At 43.7% G+C, this 21,670-nt stretch carries 23 protein-coding genes; 7 read left to right on the top strand and 16 right to left on the bottom strand.

The genetic code is table 11. The features are described 5' to 3' along the window. Positions 1–60: 60 nt before the first annotated feature. The gene (locus tag L1070_RS12435) at positions 61–579 is read left to right on the top strand and encodes a GspH/FimT family pseudopilin (protein ID WP_237125778.1); all 519 of its coding nucleotides are present in this window, start codon (positions 61–63) and stop codon (positions 577–579) included. A 1-nt stretch (position 580) separates the two neighbouring features. On the opposite strand, the gene L1070_RS12430 is transcribed toward L1070_RS12435, so the two are convergent. From L1070_RS12430 to murJ, 13 genes are all read right to left on the bottom strand, one after another. Then, positions 581–1,000, bottom strand: coding sequence for a type IV pilin protein (locus L1070_RS12430; RefSeq protein ID WP_237125777.1), 420 nt, complete (start codon positions 998–1,000; stop codon positions 581–583). After that, the gene (locus L1070_RS12425; RefSeq protein WP_237125776.1) at positions 987–4,019 is read right to left on the bottom strand and encodes a PilC/PilY family type IV pilus protein; all 3,033 of its coding nucleotides are present in this window, start codon (positions 4,017–4,019) and stop codon (positions 987–989) included. The genes L1070_RS12430 and L1070_RS12425 overlap by 14 nt, the downstream gene beginning before the upstream one ends. Position 4,020: 1 nt before the next feature. After that, entirely contained in the window at positions 4,021–4,494 is a 474-nt protein-coding gene (locus L1070_RS12420; RefSeq protein ID WP_070986631.1) for a pilus assembly protein PilX, read from the bottom strand. Continuing rightward, a complete protein-coding gene (locus L1070_RS12415; RefSeq protein WP_237125775.1) occupies positions 4,482–5,474 on the bottom strand; it encodes a PilW family protein in 993 nt (330 codons plus the stop codon). Before L1070_RS12415 ends, L1070_RS12420 begins: the two co-directional genes overlap by 13 nt. A 4-nt stretch (positions 5,475–5,478) precedes the next feature. After that, positions 5,479–6,036 carry a type IV pilus modification protein PilV gene (pilV, locus tag L1070_RS12410; protein ID WP_237125774.1) on the bottom strand — a complete coding sequence of 186 codons (558 nt, stop codon included), beginning with the start codon at positions 6,034–6,036 and terminating at the stop codon, positions 5,479–5,481. Between the two features lie 98 nt (positions 6,037–6,134). Continuing rightward, positions 6,135–6,800, bottom strand: a complete 666-nt coding sequence (locus L1070_RS12405; RefSeq protein WP_237125773.1) for a LytTR family DNA-binding domain-containing protein — start codon at positions 6,798–6,800, stop codon at positions 6,135–6,137. Then, positions 6,797–7,822, bottom strand: coding sequence for a histidine kinase (locus L1070_RS12400; RefSeq protein WP_237125772.1), 1,026 nt, complete (start codon positions 7,820–7,822; stop codon positions 6,797–6,799). The genes L1070_RS12405 and L1070_RS12400 overlap by 4 nt, the downstream gene beginning before the upstream one ends. Positions 7,823–7,840: 18 nt before the next feature. After that, positions 7,841–8,770, bottom strand: a complete 930-nt coding sequence (gene ispH / locus L1070_RS12395) for a 4-hydroxy-3-methylbut-2-enyl diphosphate reductase (protein WP_070986626.1) — start codon at positions 8,768–8,770, stop codon at positions 7,841–7,843. After that, on the bottom strand, positions 8,770–9,210 hold the full coding sequence (fkpB, locus tag L1070_RS12390; RefSeq protein WP_070986625.1) for an FKBP-type peptidyl-prolyl cis-trans isomerase: 441 nt from the start codon (positions 9,208–9,210) through the stop codon (positions 8,770–8,772). The genes ispH and fkpB overlap by 1 nt, the downstream gene beginning before the upstream one ends. Then, positions 9,207–9,707 (bottom strand): signal peptidase II, encoded by a 501-nt coding sequence (gene lspA / locus L1070_RS12385; RefSeq protein ID WP_070986624.1) that lies wholly within the window; start codon positions 9,705–9,707, stop codon positions 9,207–9,209. The genes fkpB and lspA overlap by 4 nt, the downstream gene beginning before the upstream one ends. Before the next feature lie 9 nt (positions 9,708–9,716). Beyond that, positions 9,717–12,542: an isoleucine--tRNA ligase gene (gene ileS, locus L1070_RS12380; protein ID WP_237125771.1), complete on the bottom strand. Its 2,826-nt coding sequence runs from the start codon at positions 12,540–12,542 to the stop codon at positions 9,717–9,719. Between the two features lie 21 nt (positions 12,543–12,563). After that, a complete protein-coding gene (ribF, locus tag L1070_RS12375) occupies positions 12,564–13,490 on the bottom strand; it encodes a bifunctional riboflavin kinase/FAD synthetase (protein ID WP_070986622.1) in 927 nt (308 codons plus the stop codon). Positions 13,491–13,617: 127 nt separating this feature from the next. Next, positions 13,618–15,186: a murein biosynthesis integral membrane protein MurJ gene (gene murJ / locus L1070_RS12370; protein WP_276204896.1), complete on the bottom strand. Its 1,569-nt coding sequence runs from the start codon at positions 15,184–15,186 to the stop codon at positions 13,618–13,620. Between the two features lie 373 nt (positions 15,187–15,559). On the opposite strand from murJ, the gene rpsT reads away from it, so the two are divergent. Continuing rightward, a complete protein-coding gene (gene rpsT, locus L1070_RS12365) occupies positions 15,560–15,820 on the top strand; it encodes a 30S ribosomal protein S20 (RefSeq protein ID WP_070986621.1) in 261 nt (86 codons plus the stop codon). 64 nt (positions 15,821–15,884) lie between these two features. On the opposite strand, the gene L1070_RS12360 is transcribed toward rpsT, so the two are convergent. Further along, entirely contained in the window at positions 15,885–16,268 is a 384-nt protein-coding gene (locus tag L1070_RS12360; protein ID WP_237125770.1) for a response regulator, read from the bottom strand. A gap of 93 nt (positions 16,269–16,361) precedes the next feature. On the opposite strand from L1070_RS12360, the gene L1070_RS12355 reads away from it, so the two are divergent. The 3 genes from L1070_RS12355 to smrA all read left to right on the top strand — a co-directional run bounded on the left by L1070_RS12355 (position 16,362) and on the right by smrA (position 17,814). Continuing rightward, positions 16,362–16,826 (top strand): hypothetical protein, encoded by a 465-nt coding sequence (locus L1070_RS12355; RefSeq protein WP_237125769.1) that lies wholly within the window; start codon positions 16,362–16,364, stop codon positions 16,824–16,826. A 100-nt stretch (positions 16,827–16,926) separates the two neighbouring features. Then, entirely contained in the window at positions 16,927–17,166 is a 240-nt protein-coding gene (locus L1070_RS12350; RefSeq protein ID WP_070986618.1) for a hypothetical protein, read from the top strand. Between the two features lie 66 nt (positions 17,167–17,232). Continuing rightward, positions 17,233–17,814 (top strand): DNA endonuclease SmrA, encoded by a 582-nt coding sequence (gene smrA / locus L1070_RS12345; RefSeq protein ID WP_070986617.1) that lies wholly within the window; start codon positions 17,233–17,235, stop codon positions 17,812–17,814. Here the strand turns inward: smrA and L1070_RS12340 are convergent. Continuing rightward, complete coding sequence (locus L1070_RS12340) at positions 17,804–17,944, bottom strand: hypothetical protein (RefSeq protein WP_170829168.1); 141 nt, start codon at positions 17,942–17,944, stop codon at positions 17,804–17,806. The genes smrA and L1070_RS12340 overlap by 11 nt on opposite strands. A 190-nt stretch (positions 17,945–18,134) precedes the next feature. Then, positions 18,135–19,055: a glyoxylate/hydroxypyruvate reductase A gene (locus tag L1070_RS12335; protein WP_237125768.1), complete on the bottom strand. Its 921-nt coding sequence runs from the start codon at positions 19,053–19,055 to the stop codon at positions 18,135–18,137. A 174-nt stretch (positions 19,056–19,229) separates the two neighbouring features. Between L1070_RS12335 and L1070_RS12330 the strand changes: the two genes are divergently transcribed. Together L1070_RS12330 and L1070_RS12325 are read left to right on the top strand one after the other, a co-directional pair. Further along, the gene (locus L1070_RS12330) at positions 19,230–20,936 is read left to right on the top strand and encodes a lysophospholipid acyltransferase family protein (protein ID WP_237125767.1); all 1,707 of its coding nucleotides are present in this window, start codon (positions 19,230–19,232) and stop codon (positions 20,934–20,936) included. Positions 20,937–21,046: 110 nt separating this feature from the next. After that, entirely contained in the window at positions 21,047–21,529 is a 483-nt protein-coding gene (locus L1070_RS12325) for a TlpA disulfide reductase family protein (RefSeq protein WP_070986614.1), read from the top strand. The last annotated feature ends 141 nt before the right edge of the window (positions 21,530–21,670 follow it).

Here is a 21,670-nt window from a genome sequence, read left to right as displayed (position 1 = left end):
ATATATGCACTAGTCTTAACTAAATTAGCAAGCAATAAAGGTCCAAGGATGGACATCGCTATGCTCAGCAAGGAAGCAGGGTTAACCCTATTTGAATCACTTTTAACTATGGCTATCATGGCTACTTTACTTACACTAGCCCTGTCTAGCTATGGTGAAATCGTCTCTGAACACCGACCAGAATTTGCCCTGAAGCGCATTAAACATGCCATAAGCCTTGCTAAAGCACATGCCAGTGCTACAGGTTTTCAAGCAACGGTATGCCACCTTGAGCACAACCGCTGTCGCGATGATCAATGGCACAAATCGATCACAGTTTTTATTGATGGCGGTGAGCCAACAGTATTTGATGCCAAAGACAAGCGCCTATATGAACTTGAGCCAATCCATACAACGGATAATTTAGTTTACCCACGTCGCGCGATTGTGTTTAACCGCGATGGATCAATTAAGGGCTTCACTAATGGCACCTTTGTTTACTGTTTGCCTGAGCATCAAGGACTATCCAGGGGTTTAGAGATGAGTATCAGTAATTCTGGCAGGGCACGCCTGAGAGACACAGAAAAATGCCCTTTGTGAGTTATTGTTGATTCCAACATAGTTCGTTTGTACCATTCCCAGTGCTGAGCTTTTGCCCTAGTTCATTAATTTTTAGCTCGGTACATTGCTGATCATCTTTGACGGGGCCTGCTATGGGTTTCGCTTTCACTTCAAACTCATCATCATTAACTGTTACAGACAAAGAATAGTAACCGTTTTCTGTTTTCTCTGGCACACCTATGTCTGATAAAGTGGTGGTATACACTCTATTATCAATAAAATATTGCTCCTGTCTGTTTGCCGCATCCAGTAACAACACCATTGCTTCTGCTCTGGCAGCTTTCACCAAGTGAGTTTGGTAGCTTGGATAGGCGATTGATACGACGATACCTAAGATCACCAAAACAATCAGCGCTTCAAGCAATGTAAATCCATCCATACTCTTATTACTTTTCATCATTTTGCTCTTTTTTATAGATAAACATTTGCCGTGTTGTTAAACCAAAGTCCAAGCTTGGCTTGACCAGAGAAACCTTGCCATCAACTAGTACTGGTACAGGGTCATCCACCAGCGCTGATGGAGTCCATGGAGTCCCCGCAGAAGGCCCACCATCTTGACTATTCACGGTGGTGTCTAGTGCAGGACCGACCATACGTACCACCGTTTTACAACTTTCGCTTTCACTTCCACCTTCACAGCTAAAGTAAACTTTTGGTGTATCAGGCACTGTGTGGGTGGTTTCATATTTCAATTGTTCATACACTTGTGTGCCATAATGCAGGTGAAACGCGTACATGTGGCCCTTTCCTGTCGATACCTCGCAACGACTGACATTCGCAGGTGGGGTAAACGAGGTAAAATAAGCAATACCACCAGCAACGACAGGTGCTGCCAGCGACTTTTCATTGCCAGATAGCGCGTACTTCCATCCCTTAAAAGCGCCCAGTGTTGCTTCAACATTGGTAAATCCTTCAAGACTACTGCGCTGCAACGCAAATGGGTCACCGGTGATATCCATTAAATTGCCAATTGTGATAACCTCGGGTACATTCGTTTGAAATGACTGGGTGACAGTGTGCTCATCTCTGAGCATAAACAGGTAGTCATTAACACCCGTTAATGTGGGCCGTGAGCGGTTACCAGAGCCTAACATCACCGCCTCGTATGGCGTATCTTTACGCGTTTTGACGCTGCCATCAGGGGTTGTTGTAACCGTTACTTTACTGAAAAATGTTCTCACTACGGCGGGCTTGTAAAAAAAGCGCCGATCGCCACTACTACCATTTTGTGCCAATTGGGCAAGCTTATGGTGCGTCCAAGGCTCTTTACTATCGTTGGGCGCAGCACTTGGCATATCAACCCGCCACACATCCCCTCCCGTATCAGCAAAATAGAGCCTATCGGTATAACCATCATAGTTTGAGTCCAACATAGCAACATCTCCAGCCACGCTATGTGCCCCCTTATAGCCTGTTTTTGGCGTCAAAGACCAGACAAGGGCACCCGTTGCTGCGTCCAACACAAAGATGCCACGTCCAATCTGATCGGTGGCTTTGGTGTAGTTATCTTTGCCAGTATCATACCCTGCTCCAAAGATAAGCACCGGTGAGTCACCCTTTGCTTCAATAAACGTAACTTCAGGCTTTGACCAGCTTTGACCGAGTTCTTCAAAGCCCCCTTGACCGCCAACTAAGGGCCCTCCCCACATCAGCTTTGGGCTATCTGGAGAGGTAATATCAAAGGCATAATATCGCGCCCCACCACGGCGCATGCCGGCAAACAACCATACTTTATCGTTGCCATCTACCACGCCATTTTTTTGTGTATCATGAAAGTAAATGGTCAACGGTCCGTCCATACCATAAAGTTTTGTATCTGGTTTACTGTTACGTATATCCGAAACATTTTTAAATAAATACTCCGGCATAAAGGCCCAGCTTTCTTGTACGGTATTTCCACTGTCCTTAAACATGTGTAAAAATCCGTCGTTGGTGCCAACAACTATACGTATGTCACCATTGCCATAATCCATAGATACTGGCTTTGAGTGCAGCGGGTCACCAAATATGGTATCACGGCGTTCTTGGGTATTATTATCCTGATCTTCATCGTCAACATCTTTGCCATAAAGCCAGTCTATGGTGTTTTGCAGCTGCGAAGCATTCGTGCCAAACTTTCGAGCAAATTTATTTCTATTTTTATATCTAGTGCGCCCCTGTCGAATGGTCAACGGAAGTAACGCGTCAGTACCAAAGTCAGAATAAATAGTTCGTGTGATTTGCTGACTAAGCTGATAATTAACCCCGCCACGTTTCACGCTGTTACCATCTTGAGAGCCACTTTGCGACCAAAAAGTGGTTGCACTTGCCTTAATTAAGCCTTTTTCATCAAGGGCTGGCGCACCGTGCATATCCACCACTTTATCATCTGAAAACTTAAGTTTTTTAAGGTTACCTTGCCAACGGGTGTGGCTCTCAGGATAGAACATAGTGTAATACAAAGACTCGCCACTTCGGGTGTGATCAGAGCTACTGGTCGAAACTGACGGTGACGAAAAGCTGTCGTTGAGCTGACGAATATTGTCGATTTGATTTTTTAACGCTTCTGATAGTTCATGTGGTGTATTCGCTTGCGTATAAATCCCCCCTCCCAAATCCGCAGTTTTTTGCAAGATTTCGGTACCTTCATCGCTCATACCACGACCAAAACCTATGGTGTACACCCGCCCTCTATCTTCCACACTACCTGCTTGAGTATATAAATCTTCCTTATGACGAATAATTTTAGCAAGTGCGGGCATATAGCTATCGTGTACGGTGGTCGCGCTTTTTGAAAATGTGTTCCAGTATTCTGTTGCAATATTCCAATTGCTTTGGCTGTCGTTAGAAGGGTCACCATCCGTCATCACAATCAAATTCGCCGAGCTGCTACAAATATTTGGATCAGCTGCAATCGACTCAAACGGGGAAATATATTTGCTGTAACGTTCAACACTCGTGTCTCGCTGCGACGATGGCCAATACCAAGAATAATAGCGACTACCACCAGTTAAGTATAAATATGCCTCCCAAAGAGTTTCGCTCAAAGGGGTGGCCCCATTGGCCTCAAGTGCATTGATCTGGTTTTTAATTTTATTGGTATTTGAGCCAAGGCCAGCCAATATATAACCACCATTACTGTCGTTAAAACGCATAAGCCCAAAATCAATATCTGGATTATCGTTAACTAACGTTGTGATAGCGGTCTTGGCCACGCCTAAACGGTTATCCGCACATAAAATATACCTATCATAAAAATAGTCATATCCACAATCCTCCCCTGTGGTACTTGAGAACGCCATACTCCCAGAGGTATCAAACACCACCATAACTCTCGGCTTTTGAGTCACATCCGCATTGCGTTTTATGTATAGTTCAATATCTTCAGCCAACACATGAGAAGCCATAACTGTGAGTAAAAGTAGCCACCACTTCATCATCTTAACGACCCTCTTTTACACTGAGCATTTCTTGTCCTACGCCCGTTACCACAGTGATGGTGTATTGGTCTTTACTACCGTAGTTGATAGTGGTTTCAAGTTGCGTCATGTTACATATCAATCCGTTTGTCGCGCTGTACGAACGTGGGCAGCTAATTTCCATCGGGCCATTATTAAGGCTTGTTACCCTATTTGTGGCCCCGTTCTGTCCGTCAAAGGTGTTGTTGCCTTGTTCTAACTGTTCTCGGCTAAACGTAAATAAGCTTTGCTCTGCAAGCGCGGCTTGCTGTGCCACCGCCCTTTGCACCTCACCCATTAACAAGCTCTCAGCTTCTTCACGTTCTTGCGCTGCATTAGTAATTTTCAAATCAATGCTACTGGTGCTCATCAAGGTGACTGCTATTGCAGTTACCGCCACTATCATGATCATCGCAGTGATTAAAACAATACCTCTTTGTTGCTTTACAAGCGCCATAATATTGACCCCATATTGTTAAGCCTGATGGTGGTAGAAAACACCGTGCGACGAAAGTTATCGTTGAATGTATGAACCCGCTTGTCAGGATCTGATCCTAAGATGTAGGTTTGATTTGCGAGCTTTAAATCGGGATCGGGCTCCAGTGCTCTGACCAAAATAAATAGTTGCACGGTTAAAATACCATTGAGCCGCTCCCAATCAGCAGCGGTCATGTCCTCAGTACTACGGTAACTATCCACTCGGTTATCTGCATTGGTATCAAGCCCAAACACCAAACGTAAGTCTTCGACACCTTCCATGACCGTTTCACTGATCATACCGCCATTCACCGTTAAGCGCCGACGTGATAATACCGGAATAGTAATCGTTTGATCACGCAGCGTCACTTGCTGCTCACTGACGTAGTAAACATGATGGCTGTATGGCCAAAGCGTAGAGTTTACGGTAGGTAATGCCGTGCGTTGCTGACCAGAAGTGAACATTGCCTGTTCCTGATCGGCAATAAAGTAGTAACGATTTGTTTGCATGGCAGCCACGTTTGGCAACTGATTACCTTCTAAAAACTTAAGTTGCACGGCCTCGGTGCTTTTCTTCGCATTTGAGATACAATTAAGGGTATTATCGGTGGCTACGGCAGCATAAATAGAACGAAAATTGGAAGGCGCTCTATCAGGAAAGCTGCCGTTGTTGATACCACCAAAGCAATCTCCTCTTGGATTACCGACAGATTCTGCCATCGTCACGTTCTCTTCACTAAATCCAGCTTCGTAAAAGGTGCCCCAAAATCCAACCTGCTCAATATCGCGTGCTAAAATAGACAACGCCAAGCGTCCTGTTTCTTGCATCTCACCAATGGCAAGCGTATCTCTGGTGGTCACTTTCATGCTCACATAGGTTGCGACCACGCCCCCGAGTATCAAGGTGCCAATAAACAGTGCAATCAACAGCTCAATAATGGAAAAACCCTTCACACGCATATACTTAAGCCCTCACCAACACATAACTGTTAATCACCACAAGCCTGCGTTTATCGTTTTTTTCACCGCAGTCAATTGCTTGATTCTCTGAACTTGCTTTCATCGCTTGTTTGCCTTGCCAAGCAACCACAACCTCTACGTTGTAACCTCGGTTGCGCGTGCCGCCAACCACAGAAGGCGTAATGCACACTGTTGTATTATCTAAAGAACCGGTATTTTCTCTGGCGCGAATAGCCTGACGCCAATGCTCAATGTCCATTGCTGCAATGCTGGTAGAATCACACTGCTGACTGAAACATCTGTTGACTGGGTTTAAAGTGGAGGAACTACTAAAAACGACTTTATAGTGGGTGCTAAGCGCCTGTGTATCATTCACTCTCAAGCGTTGCACTATATCCTTAGCTAAGGCGAGCGCTGCGGCTCTTTGCATGGCATCAAAGCTAGCTTGCTTCGCCTTCGCTTGCAGTGCGACGGCACCTAGCAGGCCGAAGCTTAGCACCATAAATGCAATCAATACCTCAAGTAATGTAAAGCCTTTATTGTGAGACGATGTTATCCGCATAATACAACGAAAAAAGGAGCTTCATGAGGTTAGCCTATAATTTTGCAAAACATAAGCAAGCAGTTTACAGATAAACGGTTCAATGGACCGATAAACGGTTAAGAGCTTGATTTAAGCGCTTGTGCAGCCCGACGACTAACCGCGATGGCCTCGGGGTACCCAGTTACATGGACGTAGTAACCATCACCATCGTAAGTAAGTGATTGCATCTGAGTACGCTTTACTAACGTGTTTCTATGTACCTGTACAAAATGCTCAGGATAACTTATCTGCAACTGTTTAAGGCTCATATCAACCACCGCTTCCCCGCCTTCAAAAAACAGCTGCGTATATTTATCCTCAGCGCGAGCAACTAATACGTCAGCCACTTCCAGCCAACGAATATGATTACCAATTGAGTACTTGATTCTTGGTGGAAACAAATGTCTTAACAATGCGTGCAATTCGCTTTGCTGAACGGGCTTAACCAGATAACCGCTGGCAAACACCCCAAATGCCTCTAAAGCGTACTCAGGATGCGCACTAATAAAAACCACTTTCGGGGAGGGGTCCATCGTACTGAGTCGCTTGGCAACCTCTAATCCATCCATGCCCGGCATGCTAATATCCAGCAGCACCAACTGTGGTTGATGGCACTCAACCAATGATATAACTTCTTCTGCATTGCCCGTTTGTGCACAGCATTCATAATCAGATAAAGGTGATAACAGGCGTTGAATTCGCTGACGTGCTAATGGTTCATCGTCCACCACCAAATACTTCATGACAAGTGATCCAGAGGCACACACAGGGTAACCGTGTATACATGCTCGCCTTGTTCAATCTCCAAGCTTGCACGTTCGCCAAAATGATGTGCTAATCTAGCGCGGATATTGTTTTGGGCAATGCCTTGGCCTTGATGAGTTGCTTTTCGAGCCCTGTTATAACCATTTTTGATAGTAAGCACCACATACTGCTTTTCTATATGTAGACGCACATCGATCTGCGTGGCTTGAGTAGCAGGCTCTACGCCATAAATAACCGCATTTTCCAACAGTGGCTGAACCGTTAATACCGGCAGTTGAATCCTAGGGATAGACTCAGGCACAAACCAGTTGACTGTTAATCGCTCACCAAAGCGCCAACGCTCTAGCGCTATATATTGCTTTGCGAGCTGTAATTCATCACTTAACAAGGCTAATTGTTGTGCGCGCATCGTTGCCTTACATAGCTGCGCTAAAGTGAGTACCGCTTGCTCTGCGTCATCGGCATTGCAATGAGCAAGTTCAGCAATGGTGTTTAAGCTGTTATACAAAAAGTGTGGTCGAATTCGGGCACTCAGCGCTTCAAACTCCACTTTTGAGAGCGTTTCAACGGTTTGTAGCTTATCCAAAAAAATCGTCATTGAGTGAATAAAAAACAACGATACAAACAAACATATCGCCATATTTTTCAGCACAAATGTCCAATCAAAAATACCATCATAAAGAGCAGAATAATAACTAACAACAACACTTATCAGCATGGTTATACACTGAAATATAACGAGCGTTAGCATTACTTGGCTCACAAAGCCATAGCGACTCACTTTATTACGTAGGCAATAAAGTGTGCTAAAGCCAACAGCACTCACACAATGAATAAATAAGCTGAATATCCCTAAGCGAACCCAAACACTTTCATAACTCAATGGTGCAAACGCCAGTACACAGGCGAGAATTTGAGAGGTGATCAGCATGGCCAATACACCTCTGGCGGTAACAATGGTAGGTAGCAGCTGTGAAGTTAAATCGTTCGACTTAAGCATGACACGCCGCTTGGTGGATTATCTAAGCTCAACCGGAACAGCAAAGACGACATTTTCTTCTTCGCCGGGGTTTTCTACTACTGTTTGTCCACCAAGTTCTTTCAAGCGAGTTATAACTTGCTGCACAAGTACTTCAGGTGCCGATGCACCAGCTGTTACTCCCACTTTTTGTACGTTAGCAAACCAGTCAGAATCGACGCTGTTTGCATCATCAATAAGATAAGCTCGCGTTCCCATTTTATCCGCAAGTTCTCGTAAGCGGTTAGAGTTAGAGCTGTTTTTAGCGCCGACCACTAATAGCACGTCAACTTTATCAGCTAAATCTCTTACCGCATCTTGGCGGTTTTGTGTGGCATAACAAATATCATCCTTGCGCGGGCCATGGATCTTCGGAAACTTTTCACGTAGCGCATCAATCACATCCGCGGTGTCGTCAACTGATAAGGTCGTTTGGCTGCAATAAAATAAGTTGCTATCGTCTTTTACTTGCAACTTAGCAACATCTTGTGGCGTTTCTACTAAGTAAATCCCACCGTTAGGGTTGTCATACTGCCCCATGGTACCTTCGACTTCAGGGTGTCCGTGGTGTCCTATCAGTACACACTCAGTTCCTTTGCGGCTTGCGCGAGTCACTTCCATATGTACTTTAGTAACCAATGGGCAAGTTGCATCAAACACTTTTAGCTCACGGCGTTTTGCTTCTTGACGTACTTGTTGTGATACCCCATGCGCACTGAAAATAACAATACTGTCATCCGGTACTTGATGAAGTTCTTCAACAAATACCGCACCTCGCTTACGCAATCCATCAACCACATACTTGTTATGCACCACTTCATGGCGCACATAAATGGGCTTTTCGAAGATATCTAGTGCTCGCTCAACAATGCTTATCGCACGGTCCACGCCCGCACAAAATCCTCTCGGGTTTGCCAGCAAAATGTCCATTAGTTTTTCACCTCTAAGATATCAACTTCAAAGGTCACTGGTTGACCTGCCAATGGATGATTGAAGTCTACGGTCACCGAGTCACCTGCAACTTCACGAATAAGCCCTGGTAACTCAGTGCCGTCAGGCTGAGTAAACGCAATAATGTTCCCCACCTTAGCGGGTGCATCTGCACCGAATTTACTGCGATCAAGATAATAGATGTTGTCTGGGTTTGGTTGACCAAAAGCATCTTCCGGTTGCAAATCAAACGACTTGCTGTCGCCCGCTTTTAGACCTAACAGGCATTTCTCAAAGTTTTCCGTCAGACTACCATCACCCATAAACAGCTTTGCTGGCTTATTATGAACCTTGGTAGAGTCCGCTGCGGAACCATCTTCAAGTTTAATAGAAAAGTGAAACACAACTTCAGATTGTGGACCAATCACTTGCTCACTCATACTTTTTTCTCCTGCGCGTTATCACCTCTAAAGGCATCAAAAATTAACAATGCAGCACCACCAACGATTGCCATATCCGCAACATTAAACGCTGGATAATGCCAGGTTTGATAGTAAAAATGCAGAAAGTCAATTACATACCCATGTATCAATCGATCAACCAAGTTACCAAGCGCACCAGCTAATACCATTGAATAGGCACAGCATAAGACCCAGCTTTTCGCAGGTAGCTTTTTAAGCCAATATAGTAATAAAACGCTGATCCCGATTGCAATCACGCTTAAGAAATAACGCTGCCAGCCCCCAGCATCACTCAAGAAACTAAAGGCTGCGCCGTAGTTGTGCATATAGGTAAAATTAAAAAATGGTAATAGCTTTATCGACTCATAAAGCTCCATGTTAGCAACCACTACAGCCTTGGTCACGTAGTCTACTGCAAAAAGCAGTAGACTCAGCCATAACCAGACTAAACCACTTCTTTGGGTTGTGCTAGTCACTTAATGCTCCTATGCAAATTGACGCTGTTCGCCATCACCTTCTACGTTGCTTACACAACGACCACATAAGTCATCATGCCCAGCATGCTGACCTACATCATCACAGTAATGCCAGCAACGCTCACATTTTGCAGCTTCGGTTGCCTGAATCGAGATGTATAAACCTTCGATTTCTGTCGCGATGGCGTGCTGAGGCTTGCTATTAACGACTTCTACCGTCGCTTTTGACGTCAATAGAACAAAACGTAGTTCATCACCAATTTGCTGTAGTGATTGTGCTAAATCCCCCCCCGTGTATAAGGTCACTTCTGCTTGTAATGTCGCACCGATAAGCTCTTCTTTACGGGCGTTTTCAAGCACACGGTTTACCTCATCACGTACCGCTAATAAATTCTGCCAGTACTCGTTATTCAGTGCCCCTTCTGTCACGTTCTCAAGTCCTGAGTACCATACATCGGTGAACACAAACTGGCCGCGCTCACCTGGTAGTACTTCCCAGATCTCTTGCGCTGTGAAGCTCATGATTGGTGCCATCCAACGCGTCATTGCTTCAGCAATATGATAAAGCGCCGATTGGCAAGAGCGACGAGCATGGCTATCACTTTTGGCAGTGTATTGACGGTCTTTTATCACATCAAGATAGAAAGAACCCAATTCACCTGTACAGAAGTTCATCAACTTCTGCGTAACAACCAACATGTGGTAGTTGTCATATGCATTAATAATTTCTTTTTGTAGTTCTGCAGCACGTGCCACAATCCAGCGGTCCAATTCAACCATATCTTCTACCGCAACTAAGTCAGTTGCAGGGTTGAAACCGCTTAGGTTTGCCAACAAGTAACGACTTGTATTACGGATACGACGGTAGCGATCGGCTGAACGCTTGAAAATTTCATCCGATACTGTCATCTCAGCTGTGTAATCTGTTGAAGCCACCCACAGACGCAGAATATCAGCACCCAGCTTATTCATAACGTTTTGTGGTGAAATCACGTTACCTAACGATTTTGACATCTTGCGACCATTTTCGTCCACGGTGAAACCATGAGTCAGCACTTGACGGTACGGTGCGTGACCATTAATCGCCACTGACGTCATCATAGATGACATAAACCAACCACGGTGTTGGTCCGAACCTTCTAGATACAAATCAGCAGGGCCCGTTAGCTCTTCCCTTGCATCAACCACACAAGCGTGTGTAACACCCGAGTCAAACCATACATCTAACGTATCTTGTACTTTTACAAACTGCTGCGCGTCATCACCTAGCAAACTTTCTGGTTCTAAGTCGTACCACGCCTGAATGCCTTTTTGTTCAACGAGTTTAGCAACTTGCTCAATCAACTCATTGGTATTTGGGTGTAGCGCTCCGGTGTCTTTGTCTACAAATAGCGCAATTGGAACACCCCACGTACGTTGACGAGAGATACACCAATCTGGGCGTCCCTCAACCATGTTAGCAATACGGTTTTCGCCCCATTCAGGGATCCATTGAGTTTTACCAATCTCAGTAAGTGAGTCTTGACGCAAGTTTGCTTGGTCCATACTCACAAACCACTGAGGAGTGGCACGGAAAATAATCGGTGTTTTGTGACGCCAGCAATGCGGGTAGCTGTGCTGCAAGGCGTGGTGATGCATTAACGTACCGTTTTCAGTTAACAGCTCTACGATGCTCGCATTGGCTTTAAAGACGTGTTGTCCTGCAAAAATTGGCGTGTCTGGCAAAAATACACCATTTGCGCCAACTGGATTGGCAACCTCTAGGCCGTATGCCAGACCTGCCGAGAAATCTTCCGGACCGTGGCCTGGTGCTGTGTGAACGATACCTGTACCTGAGTCAGTTGTAACGTGGTCGCCTAAGATAACTGGTACATCAATTTCAAGGAAAGGGTGAGCCACACGCAGGTTTTCAAGCGCTTGACCATTGACATAACCCAATACATGGAAATGCTTAAAGCCAAAGCGATCCATTGCGTCCTTTACCAGTTCAGACCCTAAGATAATACGCTGCTCTTTACCTTCATCTTCAACCTGAACCAAGGCATACTCAAGTTTGGCATGTACCGCAACGGCACGGTTCGCAGGCAGAGTCCAAGGTGTGGTAGTCCAGATCACAGTGCTAACTGTGCCCTGTCCTTCGTGACCATCAGCCAGATTAAATGCACTGACCACAGCTTGCTGATCGACAAAATCAAAACGTACGTCAATCGCAGGTGATTGCTTATCTTGATATTCAACTTCCGCTTCCGCCAATGCTGAACCACAATCTGTACACCAATGAACAGGCTTTGCACCTTTATGCAGGTGACCATTGTTGATGATACGGCCTAGTACTCTGATAGCATTGGCTTCAAAGTCAAAGTTCATAGTCAGATAAGGCTTATCCCAATCACCCAGTACACCAAGACGTTTAAAATCTGTTTTTTGACCTTCTACTTGCTTGGCGGCATATTCACGACACTTTTCACGAAATTCAGCAGCCGTCACTTTTTGACCAGGCTTACCCACTTTCTTTTCTACTTGTAGCTCGATAGGTAATCCGTGACAGTCCCAGCCTGGTACATAAGGCGCGTCAAAATCTGATAACGTCTTAGATTTTACAATGATGTCTTTTAGGATTTTGTTAACTGAGTGACCCAAATGAATGTCACCATTGGCGTACGGAGGGCCATCATGCAAAATAAATGGCTTCTTACCTTTTTTCGCGTTACGAATCTGACCATATAAGTCTTGTTCATACCAAGCATTAAGCATTTTTGGCTCGCGTTGCGCTAAGTTACCGCGCATTGGAAACTCAGTTTCCGGTAGATTTAAAGTATGTTTGTAGTCGCTCATTTATCCTAGTTTCCGTATCGGCTACTTAAAATTAAAACATTGTTTAGCAGCGGCAACATCTTCGCTGATTTGCGCTGTTAATTGTTCCAATGTATCGAATTTTTGCTCATTGCGAAGCTTTTTGATCAGCTCCACTTGCATAAAATGTCCGTAGACATCTTGGTTAAAATCAAATAAATGCACCTCTAACAGTGCTTTTGTACCATTTAGCGTGGGTTTATTGCCTACATTGGCAACACCATTGTACTGTTTTCCTGCCACACTCGCCCGCACAGCAAATACTCCGCGAACAGGGTTTACTTGTCGCTTCAACGCTATATTTGCAGTTCGAAAGCCAAGTTCGCGTCCTTTTTTCCAGCCATGTATCACCCGGCCAGATATACAATAGGTATGTCCCAACATTTGGTGCGCTTCATCAAGCTTACCTTCACTCAGCGCCTGCCTGATTAGCGTACTGCTCACTCGATGATCGTCCCGTCGGAAGCTTTCAGTATTTTTGACGTGCATACCGTGCACTTTACCAAGGCGTTGTAACATCCCAAAGTCACCTTGCCTGGCTTTACCAAAGCGAAAGTCATCGCCAACCGTAAGTGCTTTTACGCCCAGCTTATTTATTAGAACTTGTTCAATAAAGTTTTCGGCTTGCTGGCTGGCAAACTTTGCATTAAAACTAACACAAATAACGCGGTCGATACCCAGCTTAGACAACAACACAAGTTTGTCTCTTAGGCGAGTCAGTCTGGCTGGCGCTTTTTCTTTCGCAAAAAACTCTTGTGGCTGAGGTTCAAATAGCATCACAGTGCTAGGTAAGCCATGTAGCTGCGCATCTTGTTTTAGCCCCTTTAGAACTTCAACATGCCCTAGGTGCACTCCATCAAAGTTACCAATAGTCAACACACAGCCAAAATGATGTGGCCGAATGTTATGGATACCTCTGATCAGTTGCATAGTTTCAATGCCTTATTTACGCAATAGTTGAAAGTGAGCGATTATACCCAAGTTACCTAAAAATGCGAACATCTAGATACCTTAAGGCAAGCACAACTTTACAGTTGGTATGGCCGCTCACTTACTATCAATCTCGCAGGTCTTTGATTGTTGTCAGCCTAACGCCAAATAACAGCAGTAAACCAAAATATACTACCATTGCCATTAGCAGCAAAAGAGCGAGCAAAGCTATTTGCTCCAACAACAGCCAACTTTGCCACGAATATAACGAGGTGACATACCCCACACTCACAGCCATCACAACCGCCGCTACAACGCATTTAATCGCAAAACCCCATGTAAAGCCAGATACGCGATAAACTCCATCACGATTAAGCTGGCGATATAGCAACAGAGCATTACAGGTGGCAGAAAGAGAAGTCGCGAGTGCTAGCCCTAAATAACCAATAAATGGTGCCAGGATGATATTAAACACCATGTTGAGCACCAAAGTTACAATGCCTATTCTCACTGGAGTTTTGGTATCCTGACGCGCATAAAACCCAGGAGCTAACACTTTAATTAACATGAAACTAACCAACCCTACGGAATATGCAGCAACGCCGTAACTTACAGCCTGTACATGGTCAACCTCAGCAGACGAGAAGGCACCGTGATCAAACAACACTGAGATTATCAGTGGGCTTATTGCCATCAACCCAAACATCGCAGGAAATCCGAGAAATAAGATGAAGCGTACGCCCCAGTCCAAGGTTTTTTGAAAATCGTCTAACTTGTCCCCAGCGTGCAATTTAGATAGCGCAGGTAAGATCACGGTCGCAATCCCAATCCCAAACAGGCCAAGTGGAAATTCTATCAATCTATCTGAATAGTAAAGCCATGATATTGACCCTGTTACCAATAATGACGCAATAACGGTATCTAATAACAAGTTGATTTGGCTAATAGACACACCAAACATAGCAGGTAGCATAAGCTTACGTACCTTGCTTACTTGAGGCGAGTACCAAGCAAACGTAGGGCGACTCAAAACCCCCAAGCGAAATAAGAAAGGTAACTGAAACGCCAACTGTACCACTCCGCCAATAAACACCCCCACGGCAAGTGCATACGCGCTGACAGAAAATACGTCGTGTAAAAATATGGCACAGCTTATGATAGAAATATTTAACAGCACTGGCGTAAAAGCGGCAACGGCAAATCGATTGTACACGTTAAGAATTGCGCCACTGAGCGCGACTAAGCTGACAAAAAACAGGTATGGAAAAGTTAATTTTAATAAACTACTAGCCAAGACAAACTTCTCAGCATTTGGCCCACCTTGCCACCAATCTATAAACCAACCTGTACCAAAAAGCGCAGCAATAATTGGAGAGCCGACAACACCCAAAATAGTGACACACATAAGTATCGTGCCTAAGGTTCCCACTGCCTGCGCTACAAAGATTCGCACGTCATCATCACCATGCTTTTCTTTGATTTCAGAAAGTACTGGTACAAACGCTTGCGCAAACGCTCCCTCAGCAAATAAACGACGTAAAAAATTGGGGATCCGATTGGCAAATAAAAATACATCCGCAGCTAACCCAGCTCCAAGCAAGTTCGCCACGACTGCATCTCGCACCAATCCCATTACACGCGATATCATAGTCATTGCACTGACTATCATGCCGGATTTAAATAATCCTTTGCCCACTCTTCCCCCAAAATTAAAACCATCAGTAAAACCCACCAATTATGCCATAGGATCATGATTCTATGACAATCTAATCGTACGAAAACGACCATAGAGTAAAATTTATTAGCCTAACACTATGTGAACGAAGTAAGGTTTGCTACAATGCGCTCCATTAATCGCAACAGCCGGGGAATTTCTTTGGTATTGGTGTGATTCAATGGCCTGAGAATGCTTGATAGCGAGCTTTTTGCTTACTGTTTTGTTAATTCAGGCCACCAATGAGAAAGAAACAAAGGCCGCAGTTGTCAAATTTTATTGACTTTTGCGATTAAAACAGGCATATTCCTCGGCCTTTAAATTAAGCTTATTTTAAGATTGTTAGGAGCAAACCTTGGCTAACATCAAGTCTGCAAAAAAACGCGCTATTACTAGCGAAAAAAGCCGCCAGCACAACGCAAGCCGTCGTTCAATGATGCGTACTTACTTCAAAAAAGTAGTAGCTGCTATTGAAGCTGGTGACAAAGAAGCTGCAACTCAAGCATTTGCTGTTGCAACACCTATCCTAGACCGTTACGCAACTAAGGGTCTAATCCACAAAAACAAAGCTGCTCGTCATAAGAGCCGTTTAGCTGCTAAAATCAAAGCACTATAATTTGTTTTTGATTAAAAAAACCGACGAAAGTCGGTTTTTTTATGCCTTAAATACACCCTTCAGCCTAACTTATCTCTAATTCTGGATAGAACTTTTTCAACATTGCTGCAATTTTCTTTGGTGAAAATGGCTTGACTACAAACCCCTTAGCGCCTAACTCAATGGCATCTTTTACATTTTCTACAGTTGAATGTGCAGATACCATCACAACATTAAGATCAGGGTTAATATCATTAAGTTGCGCAATGATTTCTTTGCCGTCTCCATCCGGTAATTCTATATCTAAAAACACGATATCAAAGTGCTGTTCTTCACAGGCGTTAATACACTGGCGAACAGTTGAGGCCTCTTTCACATGCTCAATTCCCAGGTGCATTAAGGTTTGGTGTAAAAAGCTACGCACTGTTCCCACATCATCGACGATTAATATTGAGATTTGCTGTTCCATAATCCTTTCCCATAGGCTGCGACATAAAAATACGCTATTATTAAGATGATAGAACTATTATAGAGTGCTGCAACTAAAAGGCTACATCTAAGCATGGCAAACAATTTAAATAAGCAAAAAAAACAACAAAAAGCTCAGTTACTTGGACAAGTAAAGGGAAAGCACAAGGCTCGCATTAAAAGAACACCTCACAAAGGTAATTTAACATTTGAGAAGTCAGCCTCTGAATCTACCACCCAAAACATGCCGCCAAGCTCGCGGAAAAGTCCAACTAAATGGATTGTGCTAGGGGTAATTATGCTAATCGCACTGGTCTTTCCCAAGCCAAAGCTTATAACTTATGAAAAGTTAGGACTCGTTTCGCAAAGTGTGTATTGGGGAGGACTACCTGGTATTGACCCTGTGTTATTTGACTCTAACTTGCACCCACGTCCAGCACTTGAAAGGGATACGCTATATTTGTGTGCAGATCTAAACAACCCAGATAGCTGTCAAAAATATCAAATCATTGAGCAAAACGGCTTTATTTCCGCCTTGAAAAAATTAATTTTAGATTAAAAAAACTAATCCGAAAATTATAAAAATACTCGCTTGAAGCATGGTTAAATGATCACCATAATGGCGCTCCTTTAATCAACTATGGAAGACCAAACAGACCATGCTCAACGAGTTCAACTGGCTCATTAATATTGTATTGTTAGCGCTAGGCTTAGGCGCATTTTTTATCAATCAGATCACGCTGTTGCGTGGCGCAGCTATCGCTGCTTGTAGTCTGTTGTTTCTATCGTTCAGTTTGGACTTTGTGAATACCACGGTTGTTTCCAACCTTAGTTTGATTTTAATTAATACGTTTTATTTATTTAAAGTCTATACGTTTGGACAAATAGAACTAAGCTAGTAGTCATCGACGTCTGACTAAGCTAGAATCTCAGCCATACTCTACAGTGGTTTTTACAGGTGCAGTATGGCTATGACAGACGAAGAATTATTTCTAGCATCAATGGGGGACGTCACTCCATTAGCGCAATCAAATCAAGTCGAGCTTTCCCGTCTTAAGCATTCTCCCACCATAGCGCAACTTGAGAAACGTCGAGCCGCGCAGCAAGAAATAGATTTTGATGCCAACTTTCTTTCTACTGAATACGTTGATTTACTCGATCCTCATGATCTATTACAGTACAAAAAATCGGGTGTCCAAGAAGGCGTCTATAAAAACTTACGCTTAGGTAAGTATCAGATTGACGCAACGTTGGATCTACACGGGAAAACCTTTCGTGAAGCCAGAAGCGCATTGTTTGATTTCGTTATGGACTGCCAACAGCGGAACATACGCGTACTGCTAGTCAGACACGGTATTGGGCTCAAAAGCAAACCGTTCCCCGCTATCTTAAAAAGCTACGTCAATAAATGGTTCCAAGAAATGCCACAGGTGTTGGCATTTCATAGTGCGCTAAGTTGTCATGGCGGTAGTGCTGCAACTTATGTTTTACTTAAGAAAAGTGAAGAGAAGAAATTAGAAAACAGAGAGTTACACGCTAAACGCTAGAGTGTGCCACATTGCCTTCAGGCTTAGGTATTTCAGTTGCTTGAGCCTTGGTAAACCAAGCGGATACCCCCAAAATGATAACAGAGAAAAGGATTATTGAGAACTTAACACCACTTTGTTTACTTTTCATCTTAGTCTCCTGTTTTTATTATTTTTTATTAATTTACTGAATATTTCCTGAACGAACAAGGTGTTTTTATATACAGCAACATGAACAATAAGTGAACTTTTTGTAACAGCGCAGGTACAAGGTAAAATAACTAAGTGGTAATTGAACCCAGGGGATTAGCACTTTTATCCTACCTTTTATACTTGTTTACTCAATAACCCCGTGTCCTATCTATTTGGTTGGAAATTCGCTCACTGCTTATTAAAGCAAGATAGTTAGCAGCAATTTGTTCACATGCGGTATCAATGCTTGTCAGCGCCGCACAATGAGGTGTTACTGTAATAGCTGGGTGAGACCAGAATGGGTGCCCTTCTGCTAAAGGTTCTTGTGCAAAAACATCTAAACAAGCACCTGCCAATTCGCCGTTATTCAGAGCCCAAAGTAAATCTTCCTCATTGACGTGCAAACCTCTAGCTACATTTATTAATACGCAATGATTTGGGAGCTGCTCATAGATATTACGATTGAGCATACCTTTAGTGTGCTCAGTCAGCGGCAACAAGCAGACTAAGTAATCAAGTTCCGATAAAAAAGTTGGTAACTGAGACTCGCCAGCATAGCAATTAACCTCAGCAACACTTTTATCCCTTGCGGACCAACCACTCACCTTAAAGCCATTAGCTATCAGCCGCTTAGCAGTTACTTTGCCAAGTTCGCCTAACCCTAAAATGCCGATATGTAAGCCCTGATGTGCTCGTTTAGGCTTCCAAAGTCGCTGAGTTTGCTGGCTAAAATACTGGTGCAAACGTAGCTTATGAGCGAGTACATGGGTCAAAACATATTCAGCCATATCTTCAGCTAACTTCTTATCGACAATACGCGTCACCGCAACCTGCTCAGGTAATAGCTCCATGGCGATGCCATCAACTCCTGCACCATATGATTGAACTAATTCTAGGTTGGCCAGCTGAGGCCACAAATTATCTGGCGCCCCCCATGCAAGAACACAACGAACTCGCTCCAAGTTAGGGCAATGTGGCCATTCATTAATTTCAACCCCTGGTAACAACGATCTTAGCTTAGCTAGTAACTTTGTGTTGTCTCGTTTTGTTACACATACCAATAACGACATTAATCACCTCATCACAATGTATTATGGTCATGCTAACCAATTCGACTTAAAAAACCCAGCGCCGCTTTATATTGCGTTACGCCATACGATGTCATACAACTGCCGTATTTTTGCAACATGGCTGTCACCAGAGATTTCTAATCTAATGCACATCATACCTAATAGGACTGTTATATGATCAGTGTCGATAAAGTGATCGAAGCTAATTTGCCACAATTAGAGCAATCTCCAAAAGTCAAAGGACTCGTCAAAAAAGGGTTAGGCTATCTATTACATGAACAGGAATTCGTGGCGTTTGCTGACACCTACCCTCACCTACAAGGTATAGAGTTTGTTGAGCAGGTACTTGACGAGCTGGACTTTGATGCCCGCTACAAACCAAAACAAATTGAACATATTCCCAGCGAAGGCAGTCTGGTCATCGTTGCCAATCACCCGATAGGCTCACTTGATGCACTTGCGCTAGTTCGTGTGATCACAAAAGTTCGTCCCGATCTAAAAGTTGTCGCTAACAGAATGCTGATGTCAATCACGCCGATGCATTCTCTGCTACTACCTGTGGACAACCTCTCTGGTACAAGTCGTAAACAGGAACTTGCCAACATCCAAGCACATCTCAAACAAGAAGGTGCTTTACTTATCTTCCCTGCTGGCGAAGTTTCACGATTAAGCCCTACAGGGATCAAAGACTGCAAGTGGAACTCCGGTTTTTTGAGAATGGCAAAAAAAGCCAACTGCCCTATTTTACCTGTCTTTATTAAAGCTAAAAATAGTCCACTGTTTTATGGCACCTCTATGATTTACAAACCACTAGCAAGCCTGCTTTTGGTCAAAGAAATGTTTAAACAGCGACAAAAGTCACTGGAATTTGAAATTGGGGCATCTATTCCTCCAGAATCATATTTAATTGAAAACCTTAAAGACAAAGAGATTGTTGGCCTTATTCGCAAGCAGCTATATCGACTTAGCAGTAAAAAGCCCCTACCGTTAAAAACTCGAACACCCATTGCAGTTTCTGAATGCCGAAAAGAATTAAAAAAAGCATTGGAAACCTGTGAACTCCTTGGTCAGACCCATGATGGTATGCAAATTTACCTCTACCAATACCAAGGCAGCTCAGTCATCTTTCGAGAGCTAGGCAGATTAAGAGAGATCGCCTTTCGTGCTGTAGGAGAAGGCAGTGGCAAGCGCCGCGACATTGATAAATACGACATGCACTATCAACACTTAGTGCTTTGGGACCCCAATCAATTGGAGCTAGTTGGCGCATACCGACTGGCAAGCGCTAAACAAGTGATTGAAGAATATGGCCAGCAGGGTTTATACACTGACAGCCTCTTTCGCTACAGCAACAAAATGCAATCATACTTTCAACATGGTTTAGAACTTGGCCGCAGTTTTGTGCAACCTAAATACTGGGGAAGAAAAAGCCTGGACTATCTTTGGTATGGAATTGGCGCTTTTGTAAAACGCTACCCTGAGCATCGCTATCTATTTGGTGCCGTAAGCTTATCAAACAGCTTGCCTGACGAGGCCAAAGCCATGCTGGTTTATCACTACTCCCATTACTTTTCCTCACTGCCTGATCACGCTGAGCCTAAAAACGAGTTTAAGCTGACCAGCCAACAGGTGAGTCAGTATCAGGCACTATTTGATGGTAACGACATCAAGGAAGATTTTGCTGAGCTGAAACATGTACTGGCGAACATGGGTGCTCAAGTACCCACATTGTTCAAGCAGTACACAGAGCTTTGCGACAACGATGGCGCCAACTTTTTATGCTTTAGCATCGACCCTGACTTTAACAACTGTATCGATGGCTTAGTGTTGGTCGATTTAACAAAGATCAAACCTCAAAAGGCCAAGCGCTATCTTGGATAGCGGAATAAAAAGACGTGTTTGACTCACTCATTACACGTCGCAATCCATTTTGTTATCAGACCGTTCCATAGTAAGCTTGGCTATGAATAAGGTTTTTTAGTTGCTATGAAATGGTCAAATTTTTAGTGCAATGTATTGTTGTAGTTTGCGTATTTTTACTTGTTTCGGCTTATCAAGAAAAGGATATGCTCAGTGAAGATGGCACACAACCTGCCCCTTATTTCTCACTTGCTAGCCTCACGGGTGATAAACGCATAGACTTAGTATCACTACAAGGGCAAAAAACCATAGTGTATTTTTTCGCGCCTTGGTGCCATGTCTGCAAGCTCAGTATGCCAAACTTGAATAACATCTATGAACAACAAAATATAAATGTTGTTGCCATCGCTTTGGATTATGATGATGCAGCACAGGTGCAACATTTTATTGATGAACTTGAGCTATCTATGCCAGTGTTGTTGGGCCACCACAATATCAAAGCCAACTATAGAGTAAGTGCCTACCCCAGCTATTATGTCTTGGATGAAAAAAGTAACATCATCGCTCGTTCTAGAGGTTACTCCAGCGAACTAGGTTTGCGGATGAGAATGTAGATTTATGACTTTAGAACCGCCAATTAATTACATAAACCTCAGCACCTTAAGCAGTACATATCAATAAACATGTCCTCGTATTGAAGGTTAATCTCGGTAAACTAATCACACTCACGATGCAGCTAAAAACTACGCACAATA

Source organism: Pseudoalteromonas sp. MMG022, from assembly GCF_021654245.1.
Classification (GTDB): domain Bacteria; phylum Pseudomonadota; class Gammaproteobacteria; order Enterobacterales; family Alteromonadaceae; genus Pseudoalteromonas; species Pseudoalteromonas amylolytica.
Note: the sequence above shows the minus strand (reverse complement) of the source record. Positions and strands in the feature narration are given on the sequence as shown.